The sequence below is a fragment of the Corynebacterium sp. CCM 9204 genome (assembly GCF_041357695.1).
Taxonomy (GTDB): domain Bacteria; phylum Actinomycetota; class Actinomycetes; order Mycobacteriales; family Mycobacteriaceae; genus Corynebacterium.
On sequence record NZ_JAUERX010000003.1, the window covers coordinates 139,751 to 154,382 of the forward strand.

The 14,632-nt window shown below is 62.7% G+C and carries 14 protein-coding genes and 4 tRNA genes; 17 read left to right on the plus strand and 1 reads right to left on the minus strand.

Going from position 1 to position 14,632, the window contains the following annotated elements; all coding sequences use genetic code 11:
• The first annotated feature begins 33 nt into the window (after window positions 1-33).
• From menD to QWU43_RS07105, 5 genes are all read left to right on the plus strand, one after another.
• Complete coding sequence (gene menD, locus QWU43_RS07085) at window positions 34-1,677, plus strand: 2-succinyl-5-enolpyruvyl-6-hydroxy-3-cyclohexene-1-carboxylic-acid synthase (RefSeq protein ID WP_370917474.1); 1,644 nt, start codon at window positions 34-36, stop codon at window positions 1,675-1,677.
• The gene (locus tag QWU43_RS07090) at window positions 1,674-2,171 is read left to right on the plus strand and encodes a DUF3592 domain-containing protein (protein ID WP_370917475.1); all 498 of its coding nucleotides are present in this window, start codon (window positions 1,674-1,676) and stop codon (window positions 2,169-2,171) included. The genes menD and QWU43_RS07090 overlap by 4 nt, the downstream gene beginning before the upstream one ends.
• Window positions 2,164-3,291 carry a glycosyltransferase family 4 protein gene (locus tag QWU43_RS07095; protein WP_370917476.1) on the plus strand — a complete coding sequence of 376 codons (1,128 nt, stop codon included), beginning with the start codon at window positions 2,164-2,166 and terminating at the stop codon, window positions 3,289-3,291. The genes QWU43_RS07090 and QWU43_RS07095 overlap by 8 nt, the downstream gene beginning before the upstream one ends.
• A gap of 72 nt (window positions 3,292-3,363) precedes the next feature.
• Window positions 3,364-4,530, plus strand: a complete 1,167-nt coding sequence (locus QWU43_RS07100; protein WP_370917477.1) for a glycosyltransferase family 4 protein — start codon at window positions 3,364-3,366, stop codon at window positions 4,528-4,530.
• Between the two features lie 21 nt (window positions 4,531-4,551).
• The gene (locus tag QWU43_RS07105; protein ID WP_370914584.1) at window positions 4,552-5,241 is read left to right on the plus strand and encodes a demethylmenaquinone methyltransferase; all 690 of its coding nucleotides are present in this window, start codon (window positions 4,552-4,554) and stop codon (window positions 5,239-5,241) included.
• A gap of 4 nt (window positions 5,242-5,245) precedes the next feature.
• Here the strand turns inward: QWU43_RS07105 and QWU43_RS07110 are convergent, their stop codons facing one another.
• Window positions 5,246-6,490, minus strand: coding sequence for a geranylgeranyl reductase family protein (locus QWU43_RS07110; RefSeq protein WP_370914903.1), 1,245 nt, complete (start codon window positions 6,488-6,490; stop codon window positions 5,246-5,248).
• A 254-nt stretch (window positions 6,491-6,744) separates the two neighbouring features.
• Here QWU43_RS07110 and QWU43_RS07115 point away from each other — a divergent pair, with 254 nt between their 5' ends.
• The 12 genes from QWU43_RS07115 (at window position 6,745) to QWU43_RS07170 (ending at window position 14,394) form a co-directional block, all read left to right on the plus strand.
• Entirely contained in the window at window positions 6,745-7,788 is a 1,044-nt protein-coding gene (locus QWU43_RS07115) for a polyprenyl synthetase family protein (protein ID WP_370917478.1), read from the plus strand.
• A gap of 97 nt (window positions 7,789-7,885) precedes the next feature.
• Window positions 7,886-7,967: transfer RNA gene (locus QWU43_RS07120), tRNA-Tyr, on the plus strand.
• A gap of 243 nt (window positions 7,968-8,210) precedes the next feature.
• A tRNA-Thr gene (locus QWU43_RS07125) sits at window positions 8,211-8,283 on the plus strand.
• A 54-nt stretch (window positions 8,284-8,337) separates the two neighbouring features.
• Window positions 8,338-8,409 (plus strand) — tRNA-Met (locus tag QWU43_RS07130).
• Between the two features lie 154 nt (window positions 8,410-8,563).
• Window positions 8,564-8,636, plus strand: a tRNA-Trp gene (locus QWU43_RS07135).
• Window positions 8,637-8,678: 42 nt separating this feature from the next.
• On the plus strand, window positions 8,679-9,026 hold the full coding sequence (gene secE / locus QWU43_RS07140) for a preprotein translocase subunit SecE (RefSeq protein ID WP_370917479.1): 348 nt from the start codon (window positions 8,679-8,681) through the stop codon (window positions 9,024-9,026).
• Window positions 9,027-9,191: 165 nt separating this feature from the next.
• A complete protein-coding gene (nusG, locus tag QWU43_RS07145; RefSeq protein WP_370914581.1) occupies window positions 9,192-10,106 on the plus strand; it encodes a transcription termination/antitermination protein NusG in 915 nt (304 codons plus the stop codon).
• Between the two features lie 395 nt (window positions 10,107-10,501).
• Entirely contained in the window at window positions 10,502-10,939 is a 438-nt protein-coding gene (gene rplK, locus QWU43_RS07150) for a 50S ribosomal protein L11 (RefSeq protein ID WP_200253960.1), read from the plus strand.
• A gap of 117 nt (window positions 10,940-11,056) precedes the next feature.
• Complete coding sequence (gene rplA / locus QWU43_RS07155) at window positions 11,057-11,773, plus strand: 50S ribosomal protein L1 (RefSeq protein ID WP_370914580.1); 717 nt, start codon at window positions 11,057-11,059, stop codon at window positions 11,771-11,773.
• Between the two features lie 456 nt (window positions 11,774-12,229).
• Window positions 12,230-12,751 (plus strand): 50S ribosomal protein L10, encoded by a 522-nt coding sequence (rplJ, locus tag QWU43_RS07160; RefSeq protein WP_370914579.1) that lies wholly within the window; start codon window positions 12,230-12,232, stop codon window positions 12,749-12,751.
• Between the two features lie 98 nt (window positions 12,752-12,849).
• On the plus strand, window positions 12,850-13,233 hold the full coding sequence (gene rplL / locus QWU43_RS07165; RefSeq protein WP_370914578.1) for a 50S ribosomal protein L7/L12: 384 nt from the start codon (window positions 12,850-12,852) through the stop codon (window positions 13,231-13,233).
• Window positions 13,234-13,407: 174 nt separating this feature from the next.
• Window positions 13,408-14,394: a DUF3068 domain-containing protein gene (locus QWU43_RS07170; RefSeq protein WP_370914577.1), complete on the plus strand. Its 987-nt coding sequence runs from the start codon at window positions 13,408-13,410 to the stop codon at window positions 14,392-14,394.
• Window positions 14,395-14,632 lie beyond the last annotated feature (238 nt).

Consider the following 14,632-nt stretch of genomic DNA (forward strand, 5'->3'; position numbering starts at 1 on the left):
CATCCCGGGTGACCCGGTTAGACTCTGCAGAACATGACTGTCCCCGCCACCGCAACCGCCGCCGCGATCATTGCGGAACTCGTCGCCGCAGGAATCCGGAACGTCGTCGTCTGTCCCGGGTCACGCAGTGCTCCGCTGGCCCTGGCTGCGGCGGCCCGCCCGGAGCTGACGCTCCATGTGCGGCTTGATGAGCGTTCCGCGGCGTTTCTCGCTCTCGGCATGGCACGGGTGGACCATCGGCCCGCCGCCGTGATTGTCACATCAGGTACCGCCGTCGCCAACTGTCTGCCCGCGATGGTGGAGGCACACCACAGTGATCTACCGCTCGTCATCCTGGCCGCTGACCGGCCTTCCCGGCTCGTTGGCACCGGCGCGTCGCAGACCATCGATCAGCAGGGGATCTTCGGTCGTTTCGCAGACTGTGCTTTCGTGGAGGCGGGATCCGATGCAGGGCAGGCCGCGGCCGTCACCCGTCGTGCTCTCGCTTATGGCCGGGTGCACCTGAATGTCGCGTTCGATGTGCCGCTCGTGGATGACGAGCTTCCCGCTCCGGCGGAGCTTCCGGTCGGTGTGCCCCCGCGACGTCGACCTCACCGGGACTGGGGCACCGCGCACCTCGACCTGACCCGCCCCACCCTCGTGATCGCCGGTGACGGAGCCTGGCCGGTGGAGGAACTCGCCGGGGTCCCCACCATCGCTGAACCGACCGCCCCAGCCCCCGACCGGCCCGTGCATCCTGCGGCCGCAGGTGTCTTCACCAGGGAACAGGTCTCCGCAGAAGGGCACGTTCTGCACACCCGACCGGAACAGATCGTCGTCATCGGGCATCCCACACTCCACCGCGATGTCCTGGCGTTGATATCGGATCCCGGTATCGAGGTCACCGTGCTCACCCGGTCCGACGGGTACACCGATCCCGCGGGCACCGCGACGCGGGTCGTCAGTCGGGTGCGTGTCGACGGGGAGCCGACGAAGCAGTGGTTGAAGCTCTGTGAGGTCGCGGGGGAACAGGCTGCGGACGCGGTCCGCGAGATTCTTGACGGTGAGGAATTCGGTTTCACCGGATTGCACGTCGCTGCGGCGGTCGCCGACGGCCTTGCGGTTGGTGACACCCTGTTCGTCGGGTCGTCGAACCCCGTCCGCGACATCGCGCTCGTGGGGTTGCCGTTCGACGGTGTCGCCACCCACGCCCCGCGCGGAACCGCCGGCATCGACGGCAGCGTTTCCCAGGCGGTCGGCGTCGCCCTGGCCGCGCAGGCCCGTGACAGAATCTCGCCGCGTGCCCCGCGCACCGTCGCCCTGCTCGGGGACGTGACTTTTCTGCATGATGCCGGGGGCCTGTTCATCAGTGACGGGGACCCCGTACCGAACAACCTGACGATAGTCGTCGCCAATGATGACGGCTGCGGAATCTTCGAGACCCTCGAATCCGGAGAACCCGGGCTACGGGGTAGCTTCGAGCGGGTGTTCGGCACCCCACACGGCGTCGATCTCTCGGAGCTTGCGGCAGCTTACGGTTGGGAGCACCGCAAGGCGGAGAACACCGCTGACCTCATCGGCGCACTGGATGAGTCCATCGAACTCCCGCATCCGCCGCTGATCATCGAGGCCCGGACCACCCGCGCCACCCGCCGGGATCTGCATGCGGCACTGGTGAGCAGAGTGGTGGGTCGGTGACCGCGAGGTCGAACCGGGTCAACCCCCGGACGGCACTGCGCCGCGTGCCCCGCGACCGAATACGCCGTCGCCTGCACCAACTGGTAATCCTGTTCTGGCTCTCGGCCATGCTGATGGTGTCAGCGATGATCATCGGCCCCTGGCTGAACGACCGGGCGATATCCGCTGATCGGGGACAGGCGTACGCGACGGTCACTGACGCGGGATGGTGGCGGACAACTGTCGAATACCGGGACGAGAACGGGCTCCTCCGGGCTCCCCGGGGAGGTGTGCTTTACCCGAGCGACCTGGCAACCGGAACCGGGATCTGGGTGGACTACGACCGAGGAAACCCTGACCTGGTGAAGGTCTCCGGGAGGGACTTCCGGCGGGCGATCCCCCCGGCACTACTCACCGCGACTGCAGCCAGCCTCATCGCTGCCACAGCCTGGTGGCTCATAGCGATGCTCGATCGCCGACGGACCAGCCGGGAGGAGAGACCGGACGGTGACTGAACAGCGACTCCGGATCGCCGTCGTCGCTGAGTCCTTCCTCCCCAACGTCAACGGTGTCAGCAACTCTGTCCTGCGGATTCTCGAGCATCTCGCGGGGCAGGGACACCAGGCCCTCGTCATTGCGCCGGGTGCGCGTGATTTCGAAGAGGAGGTGGTCTCCTACGCGGGGTTCCCGGTGGTGCGGGTGCCCACCGTGATGATTCCGCTGATCAACTCTCTCCCCGTCGGTGTCCCGGTACCACTCGTGCTCAGGGCGCTACGGGAGTTCCGGCCCGATGTCATTCACCTGGCCAGTCCGTACGTGCTGGGTGCTGCGGGGGCGCTCGCCGCCCGCAACCTGGGGATTCCGGCGCTCGCCGTTTATCAGACAGACGTTGCAGGGTTCGCTCTTCGTTACCACCTCCGGCTGCTCATTTTCGCTTCCTGGCGGGTCACCCGCATGATCCACAATTCCTGTTCCCGGACGCTCGCACCCTCGACAGCGGCAATCGAGGCGTTAACGTCCCACGGGATCACCGATGTCCACCGTTGGGCGCGGGGTGTGGACACCGTGCGGTTCAATCCGGCCCACCGCAGTGAGCGACTGCGTCGCTCCTGGGACCCGGGCGGTGAGCGGCGCATCGTCGGCTATGTCGGTCGGTTGGCGGCGGAGAAGGGCGTCGAGCGGCTCGTCTCCCTGGTTGGCAGGGATGATCTCCAGCTCGTGATCGTCGGCGACGGCCCCGAACGTGACCGGCTCGGGTCCATTCTGCCGGGCGCGGTGTTCACCGGGGCGCTTCATGGGGACATGCTCGCCCGTGCGATGGCCAGCTTCGATGTGTTCGTCCATCCCGGTGAGTTCGAGACGTTTTGCCAGACGATTCAGGAGGCGCAGGCCTCCGGTGTACCGACGATCGGGCCCCGTGCCGGTGGGCCGATCGATCTCATCACCCCGGGTGAGACGGGGGAGCTTCTGGACGTCGCGACGTTCAGCGTGGATCTTCCTGCTGCGGTGGACCGGGTCCTGGCGGAGCGGGAGGTCATGTCGGCGGCGGCCCAGGCGCGGGTGTCGGGTCAAACCTGGGACAAAGTCTGCGCGGAACTCATGGACCACTACCGGCAGATCCTGCGACACCGATAATTCCGGACATCGTCATCCTCCCGTCACCCGCCCGTGACCCCGGCGCCCAACTGCACACCCATCATCGGGAACATGCGTGTAGCCATTGTCGCCGAATCCTTCCTCCCCAACGTCAACGGTGTTACTAATTCAGTACTCCGGGTGCTCGAACACCTGCACCGCCACGGGGATGACGCTCTCGTCATTGCGCCGGGTGCGCGTGATTTCGAAGAGGAGGTGGTCTCCTACGCGGGGTTCCCGGTGGTGCGGGTGCCCACCGTGATGATTCCGCTGATCAACTCTCTCCCCGTCGGTGTCCCCGTCCCGGCTGTCAACCATGCATTGCGCGCCTTTCGACCCGATGTGGTGCATCTCGCCAGCCCGTTCGTTCTCGGGGCTGCGGGAGCATTCGTGGCCCGCCAGCTCAGGGTTCCGGCTGTCGCCGTCTATCAGACCGACGTTGTTGGTTTCGCGGAGAAATACCACCTGGCGGCACTGTCGGCTGCTGCGTGGGAATGGACCCGATTGATCCACAACTCCTGCGCCCGCACCCTTGCCCCCGCCACTCCCGCGATCAAGGCTCTGAGGGCTCACGGGATCACCGATGTCCACCGTTGGGCGCGGGGTGTGGACACCGTGCGGTTCAATCCGGCCCACCGCAGTGAGCGACTGCGTCGCTCCTGGGACCCGGGCGGTGAGCGGCGCATCGTCGGCTATGTCGGTCGGTTGGCGGCGGAGAAGGGCGTCGAGCGGCTCGTCTCCCTGGTTGGCAGGGATGATCTCCAGCTCGTGATCGTCGGCGACGGCCCCGAGTACGGCGTCCTGCGGGATGCATTACCGGGTGCCGTGTTCACCGGGGCCCTCGGGGGAGAGGACCTGGGAAGGGCGTACGCCAGCTTCGATGTGTTCGTCCATCCCGGTGAGTTCGAGACGTTTTGCCAGACGATTCAGGAGGCGCAGGCCTCCGGTGTGCCGACGATCGGGCCTCGTGCCGGTGGGCCGATCGATCTCATCACCCCGGGTGAGACGGGGGAGCTTCTGGACGTCGCGACGTTCAGCGTGGATCTTCCTGCTGCGGTGGACCGGGTCCTGGCGGAGCGGGAGGTCATGTCGGCGGCGGCGCTCGACCGGGTCGCCGCCCGGACCTGGGAAGGTGTCTGCGGTGAACTGCGCGGACACTATTCGGCGGTTCTCGCTGACCAGTGTCGGACGGAACACCCCGGTGGGGTACGGCCCGGGGCGTGGGCACGGTGGCGTTAGTCGTCGCGTAGCCTGGGCCACGTGGTTAAGGCATCCCTGGACAAGAATCCCGACGAGGTCGCGCGGATGTTCGACGCTGTCGGTGCCAAGTACGACATCACGAACACGGTGCTCTCCCTCGGACGTGACCGCCACTGGCGTCGGCGTACCCGGCAGCGCCTCGATCTGCGCCCCGGGGAACGGGTCCTGGACCTCGCCGCAGGTACCGCTGTGTCCACCGTCGAACTCGCCCGCTCCGGGGCATGGTGTGTGGCCTGTGACTTTTCCACCGGAATGCTCGCGGCAGGTGCTCATCGTGCCGTGTCCAAGGTCGCCGGGGACGGCCTCGCCCTGCCTTTCGCAGATGCCTCCTTCGACGCGGTGACCATCAGTTTCGGTCTCCGTAACTTCGCCGACACTCGCGCCGGCCTCCGGGAGATGGCCCGCGTGACCCGGCCCGGGGGACGGCTGACCGTCGCCGAGTTCTCCACTCCCGTTATTCCCGTGTTCGCGCAGGTCTACAAGGAATACCTGATGCGGGCACTGCCGGCTCTTGCCCGTCTCATCTCCTCAGATCCGTCGGCCTACGAGTACCTAGCGGAATCCATCCGCGCCTGGCCGGATCAGGAACAACTGGCCCGTGAGATCGCTGCCGCCGGGTGGACCGAGGTTGGCTGGCAAAACTTGACCGGAGGCATCACGGCCCTTCATTCCGCTGTGAAACCGAGCTAGGGGGTCAGCTCCAGAGAACCGTGTTCGTGCCCTGCATCCGGTACAGGCCACCCGTGGCGAGACGCCACGCCCGGGCCACCGCGTCACGGTCCTCGTCAGTGACGAGGTTGCCCATCAGTCGTGCTGTGGCGCGCATCAGTGGACCTGCCTGCGGCCCCCGGAAACCGAGGGGCCCGACCATCGGGAGCAGTCGCGGGTAGGTGAGCAGTCGGGCTGCGGTCCGGGCGAGCAGGAAGGCCTCCCCGTAGTTCTCTCGGAGCACCCGGGGCCACACCACCGTCAGATCCCGCCGCGGGTTGATCAGGTCGACCGCGAGATGTGCGGTCTCCAGACCGTAGTCGATGCCCTCTCCATTCAGAGGATTGACGCAGGCCGCGGCATCACCGATGAGCATCCAGTTGGGGCCAGCGACCCCGCTCACAGCGCCTCCCATCGGCAACAAGGCTCCCGCTACATCGGTCACCGGCCCGAGCCCCCAGGTGGCCCGCTGGAGAGTGGCGTAGTGGGCGAGCAGTTTTTTCGTGTTCACCTTTGCCGGGCGGGAGTTCGTCGATAATGCGCCGCACCCGATGTTCACATGACCGTCAGACAGCGGAAAAATCCACCCATAGCCGGGTTGCACCATCCCGTCGGGATCGCGAAGCTCCAGGTGAGAGTGAATCCACTCCTCGTCGGAGAACGGGGTGCTGCAGTAGGCGCGGGCAGCCACCCCGTACACCTCACCCCGGTGCCAGACCCGTCCTAGCAGCTTGCCGAAGGTGGAGCGCACACCGTCTGCGACGAGTACCGTGCCGCAGCGGACCACATGCTCTCCACTCGCTGTTGACAGGGTTACCGATTCCACCCTGCCTCCGCCGAGCGTCACGTCGACTGCGGGGGATTCCTCGTACACGGTGACACCCTCAGTGGCGCGTGCCGAATCCAGGAGTAGCGCGTCGAGTTCTGTGCGTCGCATTGCGGAGCCTTCGACTCCGAACGGTGATGATGGCCACGGTGCTGTCACATCGCCGCCGAAACCGTGCAACTTCAAGCCGCGTGAGCGGTATCCGTGGGCGATCTCCGGACCAAAACCGAGAAGCTGGAGTTGATGCATCGCACGTGGAGTCAATCCGTCGCCGCACGTCTTGTCACGAGGGAAACGTGCGGCGTCAACCAGCATCACCTCAAACCCGCGGCCAGCGGCGTGGATCGCGGCAGCAGAGCCCGCAGGACCCGCTCCTACGACTAGGACGTCGACTGATTCGGAAATATTCACCGCACCATTGTCGCACCCGTTGTAGGCACCAGGTTTTTACCCCGGAGTGTCCCGGGAACGCCTGCGTCGACTACGGTTGATTCCGGGTCTGATCCGGGCCCGCGGTGGTCGTCGCGCGGGAACGTGACACCACCCGTACATCCGCGCTGGACGGCGTTGATGTACGGGAACCGGAAACGGCCCAGCACACCACTCCAATCCGGCGGCCGGTCCAGCCCGCCGCGAGAAGACAACGAGGGCAACGACGCATGAGCAACGGCCGCACCGTGTCACACGGGTCAGGTGACCACGATAAGATGTCCTCCCCTGGGACGTCCGTGAACCTGGGTGATGAGCAACTCAATGAAGCCATCTCCACCGGTATGCGCGAGGTCGAGGAACTCCTCGGCGACGAACTCACCGTCGGTGAGGATTTCGTCACCGACAAGGTTCGTTACCTGGCTGCAGCGGGAGGGAAGCGTTTCCGCCCCATGTTTGCGCTCCTTGCCTCCAGATACGGGGTGAACCCGGGCAGTCCTGACGTGGTCAGAGCCGCAGCGGTGGTGGAAATGACCCACCTGGCAACCCTCTACCACGACGATGTCATGGACGAGGCTGAAAAACGCAGGGGAGTGGATTCGGCGAACTCCCGTTGGGGGAATTCGATGGCGATTCTCGCCGGTGATTACCTCCTGGCACGGGCCTCCCGGATCATGGCTCAACTGGGAGTCGATACCGTAGCCCACTTCGCCGAAACCTTCGGAGAATTGGTTACCGGACAGATGCGGGAGACTATCGGTGCCGGCGACGGTGACCCCGTCGAGCACTATCGTGCCGTGATCCGGGAGAAGACAGGTGTCCTCATCGCCTCCGCTGGGTACCTGGGAGGGTTACACGGTGGGGCCACTCCTGATCAGATCACAGCACTGCAGCGTTTCGGCTATGCCATCGGCATGGTTTTCCAGATCGTCGACGACATCATTGACATCTACTCGGATTCTGCCCAATCGGGGAAGACCCCGGGAACGGATCTAAAGGAGGGAGTATTCACACTTCCGGTGCTCTATGCCATGGAGGAGGACAGTCCCGTTGGTGCGGAGCTCCGTGAGAAACTCACCGGTCCGGTCACTGACGATGATGAGGTGTCTCGTGTCCTTGATCTGCTACACCGCTCCACCGGCAGGGAGAAAGCACTGGCTGATGTTCGTCACTATGTTGACCTTGCGGAGGCAGAACTACGCAAACTACCGCAGAACGACACCACGACGGCGCTTCGGAATCTCACGAGATTCACGGTCAGCCGCGTCGGATGATTATTCGGAAACCCTGAAAAAGTAGTGTGACGTGCGGACTTGCGCACAACCGCCGATGCCGTAGTAGAGTGTGCAGTGCACCGCGAAAGCGATGTACGCCAGGTTGCCCGAGCGGCCAAAGGGAGCGGACTGTAAATCCGTCGGCTTAGCCTACGTTGGTTCGAATCCATCACCTGGCACCGCAGTAGAGGCCCGTCCTCGGCTTGTTCTTCCAAGTGAAGTTCCAGTCGGGGACGGGCTTTGCGTTTGTTTCCAGGACTGGGTTGGGGAATGAAGTGGCCGCCCGGATGTGGTCGAGAGAACGGGAATGTCCCCTTAAAATGTGTATTGAGCTGGTGATTTGTGTAGCTCTAGGTAGTCGGGTTAATCTTTGTGAGGCTTCAACGGAACGGGCGCTTGGCGTACACGGTTCCAGAGGCTGTGCCCCCTTAGCTCAGTCGGCAGAGCGTTTCCATGGTAAGGAAAAGGTCGACAGTTCGATTCTGTCAGGGGGCTCTGTTGTTTTTCCCGCTGGGATCACCTACGGTCACGGTAGTGGGGAAGCCACATGGCGGTGTAGCTCAGTGGTAGAGCAAACGACTCATAATCGTTGTGTCGCGAGTTCAATTCTCGCCATCGCTACTGGGATATCATTCCACCGTCCGGGCGCTGAGAAGTGTCGGGACGGTATTTGTTTGTCTGATATTCCCGCGTTTGCCCCACTGCAGTGGTGGTGCTTTATCGGCCCATTGCGTATCTGGTAGGGTAGTCGCGTACTGCTGAATGCAGTGTATGAAGGGGCGTAGCTCAACTGGCAGAGCAGCGGTCTCCAAAACCGCAGGTTGCAGGTTCAAGTCCTGTCGCCCCTGCAAAAACTTCTATGCACACGCAGAATCAAGGAGCACCGTACCGTGACCGACGAGAATAAGCCGCAGCCAACAGGTTCGGCGCGTCCGGCCGGTAAGCGCCAGATTGCGGGGGTGTCCACCACAGGTAGCGATGCCTACGCGGCGAAGCGAGCCAAGGACTCTACCTCTACCGCAGGGGACAAGGATGACAAGGCGGGGCTGGGGTCACGCATTGGCACTTTCCTTCCCGAGGTTGTCCAGGAGATGCGCAAGGTCATCTGGCCGACCACCAAGCAGATGGTTATTTACACGGTCATCGTGCTCATTTTCCTCATCACGCTGACCGCATTGGTGTCCGGAGTGGATTTCCTGGCTGGTCTCGGAGTTGAGAAGGCGCTCACCGCCAACTAGAATTCCGTGTGAGAACAAAAAGTACGCAGTATCCCGCCAGGCCCGCCGTGGTCCGGCGGGATATTTCATGAGGTGGGCAGCGTAGAATATGACCACGAAACCCGACCGGGGTCGGCTCCCCTCTCCGCGCCCCACCCCAACAAGCACCCAATGGAGTACACCCAGATGAGCGACGACAACACCACGACCGAGAACGTCGGACAGAGCACCGACGAGAGCACCATTCCTGAGCAGCCGGTGCAGGAAGCCGACCTGCAGATGGTGGAGGACTCGGAAGGGCCGACCCTGGGTGATGTCACTGCTGAGGATGCCGCCGGTGAATCTGAACCGGAGACGGCTATGGCGGAGCCTACGGACGTTGCTTCCGCCGCGGCCGCCCTGGGCGATGCAAGTGCAGCCCCGGCAGAGCAGAGTGATGAGGACACGGCCCTCGCAGAGTACAAGGCACGGCTGCGGAAGTTCCTCCGTGAGCTGAAGAAGCTCCCGGGTCAGTGGTACATCATCCAGTGCTACTCCGGCTACGAGAACAAAGTGAAGACAAACCTGGACATGCGTGCCCAGACCTTGGAGGTCGAGGATTCGATCTACGACGTGGTTGTTCCGATCGAAGAGGTCATCGAGATCCGCGACGGCAAGCGTAAACCCGTCAAGCGTAAACTCCTTCCCGGCTATGTTCTCGTTCGCATGGACATCAACGACCGTTCCTGGTCCGTTGTGCGGGATACCCCCGGGGTTACCAGCTTCGTGGGGAACGAAGGCAACGCGACACCGGTCAAGCATCGCGATGTTGCCAAGTTCCTGATGCCGCAGGAGACCACACCTGTGGAAGGTGCGGATGGTGCCGTTGATACTTCGGGTGAGAAGCTCGTCGCGCAGCCGTCCCCGTCCGTCGCAAAGCAGATCGAGGTGGACTTCCAGGTCGGTGAAGCCGTTACCATCCTGACCGGAGCCCTCGCCTCCGTCTCGGCGACAATTTCGGAGATTGATGCTGAAGGCGGCAAGCTCAAGGCTCTTGTCTCTATCTTCGGACGTGAGACTCCGGTCGACCTGACCTTCGATCAGGTCGAGAAGATCAGCTAGGGGCATAGCACTGGGACTGTCTGAGCCCGCCCGGCACAGATTTACTGTGGCGGGCGGGCTTGTGTGTTTCGGGAAACTGGAGTATTCTGATTAGCCGCGTGTATGCGTATTTCGCAAACCGGTGAAGAAAGAAAACACCGCGAGAGTGTATGCCTGCGGATACGCGCAGAAACATTTTGAATCGGGCCGGGGCTCTCACACTCCGGTTCGGTTCGTCGACATCCACACACATCAATCCCCGGTGGCCGGGTTACGCCTTCAACGCAGTCGGAACTGCGGGTGGGGCCCGGCATCCGGACGACGACAGTGGTTGTGCGGCACCGGATGAATAACTCCGGGATCGCCCACCCATGGACATCGGCCACCGCCGTCGGTAACAAGGAAGAGGTATTACGATGCCCCCGAAGAAGAAGAAAAAAGTCACCGGCCTGATCAAACTGCAGATCCAGGCGGGCCAGGCCAACCCTGCTCCTCCGGTTGGTCCCGCCCTGGGTGCCCATGGTGTCAACATCATGGAATTCTGCAAGGCCTACAATGCCGCGACCGAGCAGCAGCGCGGAAACGTCATCCCCGTCGAGATCACAGTCTTCGAGGACCGCTCCTTCGAGTTCAAGCTGAAGACGCCTCCGGCAGCGAAGCTGCTCCTGAAGGCGGCTGGTCTGCAGAAGGGCTCCGGTGTTCCGCACACCCAGAAGGTCGGCAAGGTCACCATGGCTCAGATCAAGGAGATCGCCGAGACCAAGAAGGAAGATCTCAACGCCAACGACATCGACGCTGCAGCGAAGATCATCGCCGGCACTGCCCGCTCCATGGGCATCGAGGTTGAGGGCTGATCCCTCAATCTGCGCTCCGTGTACCCGCTGCGGTGCGTGGAGCCGGTGGAAGGGCCCGCTTCGGCCCGGACCACAGTTTCCAACCACTTTTCACCACCAGAAAACTAAGGAATCACAATGAGCAAGCAGTCCAAGGCGTACCGCGCCAAGGCCGAAAAGATCGACAAGGGCCGTATCTACGCACCGATTGAGGCTACTCGTCTGGTCAAGGAGACCTCCTCCGACAACTTCGACGCCACCATCGATGTCGCGGTACGTCTCGGTGTTGATCCCCGCAAGGCCGACCAGTTGGTGCGCGGTACCGTCTCCCTGCCGAACGGAACTGGTAAGACCGTCCGTGTCGTCGTCTTCGCTGCAGGCGAGAAGGCAACCCAGGCTGAAGAGGCCGGTGCCGACATGGTTGGGACTGATGAGCTGATCGAGAAGATCCAGGGCGGGTGGACTGACTTCGACGCCGCGATCGCCACCCCGGATCAGATGGCGAAGGTTGGCCGCGTTGCCCGCGTCCTCGGCCCCCGTGGTCTCATGCCGAACCCGAAGACCGGAACCGTGACGATGGATGTCGCGAAGGCTGTCACCGAGATCAAGGGCGGAAAGATCTCCTTCCGCGTTGATAAGGCCTCGAACCTGCATGCTGTGCTGGGCAAGGCTTCCTTTGACGCTGAAAAACTGGCTGAGAACTACGGTGCGCTCATCGATGAGCTGCTGCGTCTCAAGCCCGCATCCTCGAAGGGAACGTATCTGAAGAAGGTCACGATCTCCTCGACCAACGGACCCGGAATCCCGGTGGATAACACCGTCGTCAAGAATTATCTCGACGAGCCGCAGGTTTAAAACGGGAACGGTTTTCCCGGTTCCTTCCGGATGAACCCCCTGGCCCTCCAATATGTGAGGGCGAGGGGGTTCGTCTTATGGAGAGGGGCGCGACGCACCTCGTGGTGCCCCGGAACCGGCTGTGGGGAGGGACTCTCGCTTGGATTCGGTACGGGATTTGACGGTAGCGATAGCAAAGATTACAATAACCAGTTGAAGTTTGAACGGCGCGTATCGTGTTGCGCCGAGCTCAAGTTTCACCGAAGACCGTCGGTCATCCCTCAGAGGATCGAAGGAGTCCGCCATGTTGCGGATCGGCCCACGCAGGAGACACTTGGAGCCACTTACCTCCTACCAGGTATGTGCCCCGTGCTCTTGCACGGGGCTTTGTCGTGTTCCGGCCGCATTGTGGACGGTGCAGCGGAGAAGGCCCCGGCGGATCAGATGACATACACACATGAGGAAGGAGGCGAAGTAATGGCTAACGCAAAGAACGTCGCCGCAGTGGCTGAACTCAAGCAGCGTTTTGAGTCCACCAATGCCGTCGTGCTCACCGAGTACCGCGGACTGTCCGTGGCTCAGACCACGCAACTGCGTAAGGCTCTCGGCTCGGACGTCACGTACTCCGTCGCCAAGAACACCATGATCAAGCTGGCTGCGAAAGAAGCCGGCGTTGAAGGTCTTGATGATGTCCTGACCGGTCCCACCGCAATCGCCTTCATCGAAGGCGAGGCTGTTGACGCAGCCAAGGCGATGAAGGACTTCGGCAAGGACAACAAGGCGTTCGTGGTCAAGGGTGGCTACATGGACGGCGAATTCCTGAGCGCAGCTCAGGTTGAAGCCATCGCCGAGCTGGACAATCGCGAGACCACCCTCGCGAAGCTGGCTGGCGCCATGCAGGGCAGCTTGGCAAAGGCCGCAGGCCTGTTCAACGCACCGGCTTCCCAGATCGCACGCCTCAGTGCTGCGCTCCAGGAAAAGAAGCAGGGCGAAGAATAAGTCGTTTCCGCCACACGGCATGAAACGCACAGAGTTATACCACCGCACAAACTTTTCGGTCCGGTTCGTCCGGGCCACCAACTGAAAGGACTGCCACCATGGCTAAGTTCACCAATGACGAGCTCATCGAGGCTTTCAAGGAAATGACCCTCATCGAGCTCTCCGAGTTCGTGAAGCTCTTCGAGGACACCTTCGACGTCACCGCCGCCGCTCCGGTCGCTGCTGTTGCCGCCGGTGGGGCCGCTCCGGCCGCCGCTGAAGAAGAGAAGGACGAGTTCGACGTCGTGCTCGAGGACGCCGGTGCCAAGAAGATCGGCGTCATCAAGGCTGTCCGCGAGATCGTTTCCGGCCTGGGTCTGAAGGAGGCCAAGGAGCTCGTTGAGTCCGCTCCGAAGGCCATCATCGAAGGCGCGTCCAAGGACGATGCCGAGGCCGCCAAGGCGAAGCTCGAAGGCGCTGGTGCAAAGGTCTCCCTGAAGTAATCCTCTGGGTTCCACTTCTGTTCCCGTCCTCTGGCGGTGACAACTTGAACGGTCCCTACCACTCCCGTCAAGGAGTAGGGTAGGGACCGTTCGCCTTTTCCAGTCCCACCGGAGAGCGGCGAGCAGATGGACCGGGTGCGTAGCGCGGCCCGCATCGGAGGTAGCATCGGGGGCATGCTTGCGAAGTCGCGTATTTTCTCGGTGTTGCTCCTCGGGTTTGGATCAGCTCTCCTCACCTGGGGACTTGTGTCACCGCATTTCTTTCACGACGACGGCAGGCTTCCCCTGTCGCTGGAAGATACGACCCTGACAGTTCGGGACGACACCGCGGAAACAACGGTGAATCCCGGTCCCGGTGAGATCGTGCCCGGGCCGGTGATCCGGCAGCATCACGTCGAACTCGTCGATCCCGCCGATGCGGAAACTGTGACCGTCCGGATCGGGTCGACGATGATGCGCGAGGCGGACGTGGATGATATCGAGCGTCTGGTCGAGGCATCGGTGTGGAGTTTCGTCATGGACCGCAGGACAGGTGAAGCCGTCGGTCCTGCGACGATGACCTCGCAGCTCGGCTTGCCTCCATCGGAAGTCCCGGTGACGGGTCTATGGGCGAAGTTCCCTGTCAATCCGGGAAAAACGACCTATGAGGTTTTCGATGGCTCGCTGCGGGGCAGTGCACCGGCGGTGTACATCGATTCTGTTGTATTGGGCGACCGCATGGTCAACATCTATCGGCAAACGATTGAACCCACGAATTTGGCCACTCGCTATGCGGACTTCTTCAACACCACTACCTTTGATACGGAAGACGGTGGTACGGAACCCGGCTACCTCTTCTATTCCGCGGAGCGCGACTGGTACGTCGATACGGAGACGGGCCTGATCGTCGATATTCGGGAGAAACTTGACAGCTATTACGGAACTCGCGATGGGGAGGTCCGGAAACCGGTTCTCCGGTTCGATGGTGCCGGCACTCAGGAGTCAGTCGACGGTCTTCTCGCGGAGGCGGCGAGAATTCCCGACGGCTCGGGCCAGCGCACGTTCACCAGGATTCTCCTCGTTCTCGGAGGCTTCCTGATGCTCGTCGGGCTACTCGGCGCGTTCTTCGGTTGGCGTCGGCCGAGGGGGCCGGTGGAACACCGTGAGGGTGTTTCCGGGTAACGGAGCTAATTTCCGGGGACGCTGTGCATCGAAGCGGGGCCGTATCTGTTAGGGTGGCGCCTGCACCTCCCTCTTCGCCCGGCTCGGCGAGTTCGTCGGAAACCCTTTCTCCGGGGTCCCGTCCGCTTATCACCGGAAACTGGCGCTTTACAAGCTGTGGGTATTGGTATAGGCTAGGTCGTTGCGCTGGAATATCTCTCCGGTTATGCTGTCCGACCTTGACCAATCGGGTTCAAAA